Origin of the sequence: Sphingobium sp. IP1, assembly GCF_002708645.1 — a bacterium.
Lineage (GTDB): Bacteria > Pseudomonadota > Alphaproteobacteria > Sphingomonadales > Sphingomonadaceae > Sphingobium > Sphingobium yanoikuyae.
Genome location: NZ_NOIW01000150.1, coordinates 1 through 10127, shown reverse-complemented (window position 1 = coordinate 10127; position 10127 = coordinate 1). Strand labels below are relative to the sequence as shown.

General features: G+C 66.9%; 9 protein-coding genes. 2 read left to right on the top strand and 7 right to left on the bottom strand.

The window, feature by feature from the left end; all coding sequences use genetic code 11:
- Nucleotides 1-231: 231 nt before the first annotated feature.
- The 4 genes from CG471_RS27345 to CG471_RS27330 form a co-directional block, all read right to left on the bottom strand.
- Nucleotides 232-429, bottom strand: a complete 198-nt coding sequence (locus CG471_RS27345; protein WP_099234395.1) for a hypothetical protein — start codon at nt 427-429, stop codon at nt 232-234.
- Between the two features lie 127 nt (nt 430-556).
- Entirely contained in the window at nt 557-1870 is a 1314-nt protein-coding gene (locus tag CG471_RS27340) for an amidohydrolase family protein (RefSeq protein ID WP_099234394.1), read from the bottom strand.
- A complete protein-coding gene (locus CG471_RS27335) occupies nt 1867-3270 on the bottom strand; it encodes an amidohydrolase (protein WP_099234393.1) in 1404 nt (467 codons plus the stop codon). Before CG471_RS27335 ends, CG471_RS27340 begins: the two co-directional genes overlap by 4 nt.
- A complete protein-coding gene (locus CG471_RS27330; protein WP_099234392.1) occupies nt 3267-4796 on the bottom strand; it encodes a peptide MFS transporter in 1530 nt (509 codons plus the stop codon). The genes CG471_RS27335 and CG471_RS27330 overlap by 4 nt, the downstream gene beginning before the upstream one ends.
- Before the next feature lie 164 nt (nt 4797-4960).
- Between CG471_RS27330 and CG471_RS27325 the strand changes: the two genes are divergently transcribed.
- Complete coding sequence (locus tag CG471_RS27325) at nt 4961-5539, top strand: nitroreductase (RefSeq protein ID WP_037511276.1); 579 nt, start codon at nt 4961-4963, stop codon at nt 5537-5539.
- Nucleotides 5540-5612: 73 nt separating this feature from the next.
- On the top strand, nt 5613-5957 hold the full coding sequence (locus CG471_RS27320) for a GntR family transcriptional regulator (RefSeq protein ID WP_004211328.1): 345 nt from the start codon (nt 5613-5615) through the stop codon (nt 5955-5957).
- A 29-nt stretch (nt 5958-5986) separates the two neighbouring features.
- On the opposite strand, the gene CG471_RS27315 is transcribed toward CG471_RS27320, so the two are convergent.
- From CG471_RS27315 to CG471_RS27305, 3 genes are all read right to left on the bottom strand, one after another.
- Nucleotides 5987-8002 (bottom strand): tetratricopeptide repeat protein, encoded by a 2016-nt coding sequence (locus CG471_RS27315; protein ID WP_099234391.1) that lies wholly within the window; start codon nt 8000-8002, stop codon nt 5987-5989.
- Between the two features lie 3 nt (nt 8003-8005).
- Nucleotides 8006-9370 carry a PEP-CTERM-box response regulator transcription factor gene (gene prsR / locus CG471_RS27310; RefSeq protein ID WP_099234390.1) on the bottom strand — a complete coding sequence of 455 codons (1365 nt, stop codon included), beginning with the start codon at nt 9368-9370 and terminating at the stop codon, nt 8006-8008.
- Nucleotides 9370-10127: ATP-binding protein (locus CG471_RS27305; RefSeq protein WP_257211707.1), on the bottom strand; the 758-nt coding region annotated here is incomplete at its 5' end. The genes prsR and CG471_RS27305, both read right to left, overlap by 1 nt.

Genomic DNA, 10127 nt, shown 5'->3' with positions numbered 1-10127 from the left:
CCCTTCCAGGGAGGGGTTGGGGTGGGTTGCGAGCGCAGCGAGCTTCTGCCCTATCGACCGTAGACCGCCGCTACGCGGCGCACCCACCCCCGGCCCCTCCCTGGAAGGGAGGGGAGTAGGAAACGTCAGATTCTGGTCGTTAGCCGCCAAAGTCCGACATCATCATTGCTTTGCTACGCTCGCAATGATGGGCAATGCCCGTTTCCAGACTGTCCTGGCCTTTCGTGCTGCCTAGAACAGGCTGCCGTCTATATCCGGCTCGGGGCTGCCCTGCATGCCTCTGGTCTGGATCGCCATTTCGACTTCGCCGGCCAGCAGAGCGGCGTCGTTGCCGGTGAAGCCGCTTTCGGCATCGATCAGATCATCCAGTTTGAAGCGGGCGGCAAACATCTGGAACCGCTCGAGGGCTTCATTCAGTTCATCGGGCATGGGGCCTCTCCTATCGCGGTTGCGTCCTGCCCCAACGAGGCAGGGTTGCCTTTGGTGCCATGGCCCCCGCATTTTGCCGGCAGATGTGCGCGGCATGAAAAAGGGGGCCGTGGCCCCCTTCCCCATCTTACCATTCATAGGCCTTGGGCAGGCTGCCTTCGGCCGGGGTGGCGTAGCGGTCGCGCAGCTTGGTCTGGCGATTGTCGATCGGCTGCTGGATGCCGTCGATCCACACCGCGACCGGTGCCGATTCCATTTCCAGCGGATCGCCGTCCCAGATCACCACATCGCCCGCCTTGCCGGCCTTGAGCGAGCCGATCCGGTCGCCCAGCCCCATCGCCTCCGCCGGGGCGGAGGTGATGCTGCGCAGCGCCTGGCCCCAGCTGAGGCCAGTGGCGCCCGGCACCTTGTTGAGGGCGACCATATTGCCCGCCTGCTGGGTGGCGAGGCGCAGTTGCAGCGCTTCGTCCCGGTCCATCAGGCCCATGGCGACGGGCACGCCCGCCTTCACCATGCGGCCGACATTGCTCTGGGTCGCGGCCAGCTTCTCGAAGCTCGAGGGCAGGTCGTCGAGCCCGCCGGCGATCACCGGCACCTTGGCAGCGGCGATCTGGCTCGCCACCATCCAGCCCTCGGTCGCGCCGGCGAGGATCAGCTTCAGCGCCGGGAAGTCCTTCCGGAGCGCCAGCACGCCGAGAATGTCGCGCGCGCTTTCGACATGGATCATCAGCGGCATCGCGCCGGTGACGACCGGGACCAGCGCCTCGGCATCGACGCGGTTGAGCAGCGCGTCCTTCGACCGGCCATCATAGCTGGCGGGGGCCCTGGCATAATCCTGCGCCTCGCGCAGCATCATCTTGAAGGTGAGGTAAGCGGCCGGTCGGCTGCCGCCGGCATCCTCCGCACCCTCTTCGCCCATCTCGACATATTGGAAGGCGCGCGCCTTGGTGATCGGGTCCATGTCGGCGCCCAGATCGACCACCGCGCCCTGCCCGGCGAAGATGCCGTTGCCGGTTGCGGGAACGACCACCGCGCGGGTCACGCCGGCGGTGCGGCTGATCGCGATCGGATTGGCCAGCGGGTTGATCGCCGGCGCAACGTCGATCGCGGCCGAGAAGGGCGTGCGGGCGTTGATGTCGTTGGTTTCCTTGACGCCGGGCACTTCGGCCAGGCCCACGCGCGAGAAGCCCGAGACGATGCCGGGCGTCACCCATTTGCCGCTGGCGTCGATGGTCCTGGCGCCGGCCGGCACGGCAACGCCGGCCCCGGCGGCCACCACCTTGCCGGCGGAAATGACCACGGTGCCATTCTGGATCGGTTCCGACCCGTCACCGATCGCCAGGGTAGCGCCGGTGATGGCGATGGTCTGGGCCAGCGCCAGGGGCGAGGCGGCAATGGCGAGCAGCGCGGCGGCGGCGCGGATTGCGGTCTTCATCGTCATTTCACGTCTCCCGCGCCGATCTGGCCGAGTTCGAAGTCGGTTACCGGGCGCCGCTTGGGATCATTGGCGTCATAGAGCAAGGCGCCATCGACCCAGACCTTTTCCGGCCGGGTATAGGTGCTGAACGGATTGCCGTTCCACAGCACGACGTCGGCCATCTTGCCGACCTTCAGGCTGCCGGTCTGGTCGGCGATGCCCATCGCCTTGGCCGGATTGATGGCGAGCCAGGTCCAGGCGATCTCGTCAGGGATATTGATGCCCATGCGACGGCCCGCGCCCAATGCCTTGGCCGCTTCCTGGTTCAGCCGCTGAATGCCATTCTCGTCATCGGAATGGACGATGGCGCAGGCGCCGGCCTGGTGGACGAGCGGGACATTTTCCTTGATCCCGTCATAGGCTTCCATCTTGAAGCCATACCAGTCGCCCCACATGGCGGCGCAGATGCCGTTCTCGCGCAGCAGGTCGGCGATCTTGTAGGCCTCGACCGCGTGGTGGAAGGCGGTGACCTTGTAGCCGAACTCCTTCGACATATCGATCACATTGGCCATCTCGTCGGCGCGGTAGCAATGGTTCTGGACCAGGATCTTGCCTTCCAGCGCGTCGGCCAGCGTCTCCATGCCCAGGTCACGGGTCTGGTCCTTACCGGCAGCGCGCTTCTTCTGATATTCGCGCGCCTTGATCCAGGTCTGGCGATCGACCGCCATATTGCCCATGCGGGTGCTGGGTTCGCGGCCCTTGGCGCCATAGACGCGCTTGGGGTTTTCGCCACAGGCCATCTTCAGGCCATAGGGCGCGCCGGGGAACTTCATCCCCTGCATGGTGCGCGCCTGGACATTCTTCAGGATCACGCTGCGGCCGCCGAACAGATTACCCGAACCGGGCAGGATCTGCAGCGTGGTGACGCCGCCATTGGCGAGTGCGCGACCGAACCCCGGATCCTGCGGCCAGACCGAATGTTCGGCCCAGACATGGGGCGTGACCGGCGAGGTCATTTCATTGCCGTCGGAATGCGCGTCCACAGCAGGCGAGGGATAGACGCCCAGATGGCTGTGAATGTCGATGACGCCGGGCGTCACGAACTTGCCGGTGCCGTCGAACACCGCGATGTCGGCCGGGATCGGCGTGTCGGGGCCGCCGATCGAGGTGATCTTGCCACCCGACAGGAAGACGACGCCCTTGTCGATCCGCCCGCCTTCACCATCGAAGATGGTTGCGCCGCGGATCGCGGTCGCCACGCCCGGATAGGGCTTGTAGGTCGAAGGATAGGGATTGTCCGGCTCGGCCGAACTGCCCTGAGACGCCGGTGCCGGCTGATCCTTTTCCTTCTTGGCGACCGCCGGCGCGGTCATGCCGGTCGCGACCAGCGCCAGCCCCAGCAGCAGCTTGCTGCGTGCGTTCATGCCTGTTTCCCCTTTTCAGCGGCAATGAGATCGAGATGCATCATGCGTTTCACATAGGGCGAGACCAGCAGCACCAGGCCGCCGACCACCACGGAAAACCAGCCGATGCGGCTGTAGACGTCCAGCACCTGGGTCACGTCGCCCGCTTCTCCGCTGCCGGTGGCGCGCGCGATCAGGCCAGCGATGAAATTGCCCGCGGCCATCGCCAGGAACCAGGTGCCCATCACCAGCCCGACCATGTTCGACACCGACAGGCGCGTCATCGCCGACAGGCCGACCGGCGAGAAGCAGAGTTCCGCCATGGTGTGGAGCAGGTAGATGAGGAAGACGAAGATCACCGGCGTCAGCGACTGGCCGGCCATCGCCGCGCCCGCGACCAGCACCAGGAAGCCGGCACCGCACAGGATGAGGCCGATGCCGAACTTTGCGGGCGAGGAGGGTTCCAGCCGGCGCTTGTCGAGGAAGGTCCACAGCACCGCGAACAGCGGCGCGAGCAGGATGATGTAGATGGAATTGACCGACTGGAACAAAGAGGCCGGCACGTCCCAGCCCAGGATGACGCGATCGACATTGCGGTCGGTGAAGATGTTGAGCGAGGAACCGGTCTGTTCGAACAGGCCCCAGAAGAGCGGATTGAGCGCGATCAGGAAGAGCGCGGCGAACATCCGGTTGCGCTCCACCTTGGTCAGCACCGTGACCGAGCGCCACAATATGTAGGCGACGGTCAGGGCCGAGAAGATCAGCAGCGTATAGCCCAGCAGTTCGGCATAGCGGATGACCATCCAGATCGCCGCCACGCCCAGCGCGGCGCTGGCATAGATGGTCCATTCCTGCGAGATCGTGCCGATCGCCGGCGCGCGCAGCTTTTCCGGCGCGGGCGGCTCGCCCTTGCCCAGCAGCCAGGGCCGCAGCCAGACGAACATGACGAGGCCGAGCAGCATGCCGACGCCGGCGGCGCCGAAGCCCCAGCTCCAGCCCCACAGTTCGCCCAGCAGGCCGCAGACGATCGGTCCGCTGGCCCCGCCCAGGTTGATGCCCATGTAGAAGATGGAGAAGGCCGGGTCACGGCGATGATCGTCACGGGGATAAAGTTCGCCCACCAGCACCGAGATATTGGCCTTCAGGAAGCCGGTGCCGACGATGATGCTGGCCAGCGCCAAATAGAAACCGTTGAGATAGAAGGCATCCTGCCCCCCCGGCCCTTCGGTGATGGCGATCAGGAAATGGCCGATGGCGATGAATACGCCGCCCACCAGCACCGCCTTGCGCGGGCCCAGGAACCGGTCGGCCAGATAGCCGCCTATCACCGGGGTGATATAGACCAGCGAGGTATAGGCGCCGTAGAGGATATAGGCCTTGTCCTCGCCGAACAGGAAATGTTTGGTGAGGTAGAAAATCAGGATGGCACGCATGCCATAATAGGAAAAACGTTCCCACATTTCCGCGAAGAACAGCAGGAACAAGCCGCGCGGATGGCCGAGCCAGGTCTTGCCTGCCTCCGCCGGTACGGTGATTGCGGTCGCCATCGGACCCCCTTGAAATTGTCTTTTTGTGCCGGCCGGCGAAAGCGGCGGCGTTATGGCGCGGACCCTAGAGGGGAAAGGTGGGCAGAGTCAAAGCAGGGTTGAAGCGATAGGAAGTGCGCCCTTCGCCCTTGCGTCCGGCGGCAAAGCGTCCCATTTGGCAACCGATGTTCAACGACCTTTCCAGCCCCCTCACCCTGCTGCAGACCCGCCGTTCCGGCAAGCCGCGCGACCTGATCGCGCCCGGCCCGGACGATGCGCAGCTGCGCCAGATCCTCGAAGTCGCGCTGCGCACGCCCGATCATGGCAAGCTGGCCCCCTGGCGCTTCGTGATCGTGCCGCAGGACAAAAGGGAAAAGCTGGCCGCGCTGCTGGAGGCCGCCTATCGCGCCGAGAAGCCGGAGGCCGGGCGGCTGGAGATCGAGGCGATGCACCAGTTCGCGCATCAGGCGCCGACATTGGTGGTGGCGCTGTCAAAGCCGGTCGCGGGCAGCAAGATCCCGGTCTGGGAGCAGGAATTGTCGGCCGGCGCCGCGATCATGAACCTGCTGCACGCCACCCATGCGCTGGGCTTTGCCGGCGGCTGGCTGACCGGATGGCCGAGCTTCAATGACGATGTGCGCGACGCCTTTGGCAGCGCGGACGAGCGGCTGGCCGGATTCGTCTTCATCGGCACGCCCTCACGCGCGCTGGAAGAACGGCCCCGGCCAGATTATAACGATATCGTATCGACATGGGACAGATAATTGCCGAAAATACGGGCTTCCACGTAACAAGGTCCATTGACCTGCACGGCTGTATTATGGCACTGATGCACTTATGAGCGACGAATCCAAACCCGTCTATCTCCGCCTTCGCGAGATCATTGCCGCCTCCATCCTGGATGGGGACTATCGTGATGGCGACCTCCTCCCCTCGGTCCGCGCCTTTGCCGCGCAGCAGGGCGCCAATCCGCTGACCGTGGCCAAGGCCTATCAGAGCTTTCAGGATGATGGTCTGGTCGTCGTGAAACGCGGCGTGGGCATGTTCGTCGCCGATGGCGCGACCCGCAAACTGCGCGAGGCGGAACGCAGCCGCTTCCTGGAAAGCGTGTGGCCGCCGGTCGCGGCGCAGATAAGGCGGCTGGGCATCCGGCTCGACGAACTGGACAGCCAGAAGGTCTGAAGAAGAGCGTCCCGCGGGGCGCTTTTTTTTTACAATGAAGCGAGCGCCTTCACCGCCTGCTGGCGATCGGGGAAATTGGCGGCTGCCGCGCGCGACAAAGCGCGCTTCGCCTCCGCCTTGCGCCCGGCAGCGGCATAGGCCTGCCCCAGATGGAGCTGGAAGGGCGGGTTTTGCGGCGCGAGGGCGACCGCCTTTTCGAGCAGGTCGATCGCCGCCGGCCCCTTCGCATCGGTGCGCAGCAGCACCAGACCATAGATGTCGGCGGTGACCGGATTGGCCGGCATCAGGCGATAGGCCTGGGCGGCATAGAGGCGCGCCTTGCCGGGCGCATCGGTTTCCAGGCTCGCGCGGGCCAGATCGGCCATCAGCAGCGCATCATGGCCGCCCGTCTGCGCCTCCACCGCCTGCAACAGGCGCAGCGCGCCGCGCCAGTCATGCGCCTGCATCGCCGCCCCGGCCGCCAGTCGCTGCATCTCCACATCCATCGGGTTCTGCGCCAGGAACAGGCGGATGAGTTGCAGCGCGCGAGCGGGATCGCCCGCCGCGCTCCAGGCCGCGACCAGCCGCAGCGCGGCATTGCGATCGAACCGGATATTGGCCGCCGCCTCGAAACTGCGGGCGGCATCGGCCGGCCGACCGGCGGCGACCAGCGCATCGCCCAGCACAACATGGGCGGCCGGCGCGCCGGGATTGGCGCGCGCCAACAGCGCGGCGCGGTCGACCGCCTCTCCCGTGCGCCCCTGCATCAGCAGCGCGCGGATATAGGGGATATTGTCGGCCGCAGTGGCGATATCGGCCGGCGGCGTCATGACGGCATTCGTCCCGCCCAGCAGGTCCGACGAGGGACGCACCGGCCAGGACGCGCGGGCCAGAAGCGCATCGGCCTGCGCGCGATCGCCCAGCTGCTCCTGCGCGCGGGCCGCCAGCGTCAGCACATAGGGATCGGCATCATGGCGATCGACAAGGGGCGCGAGCGTCGCCGCCGTGCCGGCATAGTCGCCGGTCAGATAGGATGCGCGGGCGAGCAGCGTGCGCGCCACGCGATTGTCGGGCTGCATCGCCACCAGCGGCCCCAGCGCATCGGCCGCCAGCACGGCATTGCCATCCGACAGATGCAGCACGCCGCGCAGCAGCCGGGTCGCCGGCTCGCCATCCAGCCGGCCATCGGTGCGGGCCAGCAGGGTGCGGGCAAGATCGATCTGGCCGGCGCGGGCGGCGATCACCGCCTGAAGGAACCAGGCGCGCGGATTGCCGGGATCGAGCGCCAGGATGCGCCGGCTGACGCTGAGCGCGCGGCTCGCGCGGCCGGCATCGGCCAGCGTCGCGGCATATTCGGTGAGCGGGGCAAGCGCATTGGGATGATCGTCCAGCGCCCGTTCGAACCAGGGCAGCGCCGCCACCAGCCCATATTGATCGCGGATCAGCATGCCGCGCAGGGTCAGCGCATCCGGATCGCCCGGTGCCAGCGTCAGAGCCCTGTCCGCCGCCGCAATCGCCCCGGCCTGATCGCCCAATGTCAGGCGGAACCGGCCGAGATCGATCCAGGTCCGGGCTGCGCGCGGGGCGAGATGCAGCGCATCGTCAAAGGCGCGCTGGGCGGCGTCATTGTCGCCCTTAGCCTGCCAGGCGCGGGCGGCGACACGGGCCGCCTCTGCCGACTTGCCTTCGCCCGCCTGCACCGCGCGCAGGGCGCCATCGGCATCGCCCTGCAACAGCAGCGCCTGCGCCAGCAGTCCATTCGTGTCCGCGACGCTGGCGCCCAGCTTGCGCGCCCGCAGCAGGTCGGCCTGCGCCCCGGCGCCATCGCCCAGCTCCATCAGTGCGCGGGCATGGCCCAGCCGCGCCGGGAGCGATGCCGGATTACCGCGAATGGCGTTCATCAGCTCGATCCGGGCGGTGCGCGCATCGCCGGCATCCAGCGCAGCGAGCCCGCGCGCGAGGGCTGCACTGCCGTCCGCCTCATGCACGCGCCACTGCCACAGGCCGGCCAGCGCCAGCAGCAGCAGGGCAAGGCCCGCCAGCAGGATCAGGCGTGAGCGCCGCATCGATCAGCCCTGCATCTTATATTGTTTGAGCAGGTCATAGAGGGTCGGCCGGCTGATCCCCAATATCTTGGCGGCACTGGAAATATTGCCGTCGGTGCGCGCGATCGCCCGGCGAATGGCGCGCCGATCGGCCATTTCGCGCGCGGCCTTGAGATTGACGACCTCGCTGCCCTCCGCCCGGTCGCCGTCCAGATCGAGATCGGCCGCCGTCACATGCTTGCCATCGGCCATGATGACCGCGCGCTTCACGCGATTTTCCAGCTCGCGCACATTGCCCGGCCAGCCCCAGGCGTCGAGTGCGGCGAGCGCATCGGGGGCGAAGCCCTTGACCTGCGGGTTCATGTCCTGCGCGAAGCGGGTGAGGAAATGGCGCGCGAGCAGCGCCGGATCGCCCGGCCGGTCGCGCAGCGCGGGGATGCGGATGACGATCTCGGCAAGGCGATAATAGAGATCCTCGCGGAAGCTGGCGGCGGCGATCATCGCATCGAGATCCTGATGGGTGGCGCAGACGATGCGCGTGTCGACCGCGATCGGCTGGCGCCCGCCGATCCGTTCGATCACCCGTTCCTGCAGGAAACGCAGCAGCTTCACCTGCAAGGGCAGCGGAATGTCGCCAACCTCGTCCAGGAACAGGGTGCCGCCCTGCGCCTGTTCGATCTTGCCGGGCGTGGTCTTGACCGCGCCGGTGAAGGCGCCCTTTTCATGCCCGAACAGTTCTGATTCCAGCAGGGTTTCGGGGATGGCCGCGCAATTGATCGCGACGAAGGCACCGCCGCGACGCGGGCTGGCATCATGCAGCCCCTGCGCCAGCAATTCCTTGCCGGTGCCGCTGGCGCCCAGCAGCATGACCGAGACATCGGCGCTGGCGACCCGCTCGATCGTGCGGGCGACCCGCATCATCTCCGGCGCGCCGGTAATCATCCGGCCGAGCACCCTGCCCCCCTCCGGCGCGGCTTCGGCGAGGCGGGCATTTTCCTGTTCCAGCGCATGGACATGGAAGGCGCGGCGGACGATCAGGCCGAGTTCGTCAATGTCGACCGGCTTCTGGTAGAAATCATAGGCGCCGCCGGAAATGGCATTGAGCGCGCTTTCCCGTGCGCCATGGCCCGACGCCACGATCACCTTGGTATCGGGCTTGATGCGCAATATCTCCTCCAGCGTGGCAAAGCCCTCGCTGGTGCCGTCCGGGTCCGGCGGCAGGCCCAGGTCGAGCGTCACCACATCGGGCGCCTCCATCCGCAGCATCTCGATCGCCTCCAGCCGGTCGCCGGCGATGAAGAGCTGATAATCCTCATAGGCCCAGCGCAATTGCCGCTGCAGGCCGGGATCATCCTCGACGATCAGCAATTTGGGGCGGGTCTCGCTCATCAGGCGGCCTTTCCTTGAACATCATCGCGCGCCGGCGCGGGCGCCAGCGGCAGGCGCAGGGTGAAACGGCTCCCCACGCCGGGTTTGCTTTCCACGTCGATCCGCCCGCCCATCGCCTCGGCCAGGCTGCGCGCCTCGAAAGCGCCGAGGCCGAAGCCGCCGGCCTTGCTGGACGAAAAGGGCTTGAACAGATCGCGGCGAATGAATTCGGCGGTCATGCCGCAGCCCTGATCGACCACGGCCAATGTCGCCTGGCCATGCGCGCTGCCCAGATGCAGTTCGACCGGACGATCGGCATCGCTGGCGTCGATCGCATTTTGCAGCAGATGGACCAGTATCTGCTCGACCCGCGCCGGATCGGCGAGCGCGACCGGCACGTCACCGCTGACGGTGATGGCGCGCTGGCGGCCGCGGCTGCGCACGACCTGATCGACCAGCGGCCCCAGCGCCACCGGGCGCGGCTCTTCGGGCCGACCCTTGTTATGCTGCGACAGGCGGGCGAGCATGTCGTTCATCTTGCCCACCGACTCCTTGAGCGTCAGCAGCATGTCGGCGCGGAAATCGGGATTGTCGGCGTGCCGCTCCGCATTGCGCGAGAGCAGGGACAATTGGCTGACCAGATTCTTGATGTCGTGCGCGATGAAGGCGAAGCGGCGGTTGAACTCGTCGAAGCGCTGGGCGTCGTCGAGCGCCTGCTGCCCCTGCGCCTCGCTGATATGGGTCGCCGCCTGACGCCCGGCGGCGCGCAGCATGTCGA

Bases quoted from the DNA above. Each gene is read 5' to 3' on its own strand.
- CG471_RS27330 (WP_099234392.1), bottom strand. From the start codon at position 4,796: ATGGCGACCGCAATCACCGTACCGGCGGAGGCAGGCAAGACCTGGCTC.
- CG471_RS27315 (WP_099234391.1), bottom strand. From the start codon at position 8,002: ATGCGGCGCTCACGCCTGATCCTGCTGGCGGGCCTTGCCCTGCTGCTG.
- CG471_RS27325 (WP_037511276.1), top strand. From the start codon at position 4,961: ATGTTCAACGACCTTTCCAGCCCCCTCACCCTGCTGCAGACCCGCCGT.
- CG471_RS27320 (WP_004211328.1), top strand. From the start codon at position 5,613: ATGAGCGACGAATCCAAACCCGTCTATCTCCGCCTTCGCGAGATCATT.
- CG471_RS27340 (WP_099234394.1), bottom strand. From the start codon at position 1,870: ATGACGATGAAGACCGCAATCCGCGCCGCCGCCGCGCTGCTCGCCATT.
- CG471_RS27345 (WP_099234395.1), bottom strand. From the start codon at position 429: ATGCCCGATGAACTGAATGAAGCCCTCGAGCGGTTCCAGATGTTTGCC.
- prsR (WP_099234390.1), bottom strand. From the start codon at position 9,370: ATGAGCGAGACCCGCCCCAAATTGCTGATCGTCGAGGATGATCCCGGC.
- CG471_RS27335 (WP_099234393.1), bottom strand. From the start codon at position 3,270: ATGAACGCACGCAGCAAGCTGCTGCTGGGGCTGGCGCTGGTCGCGACC.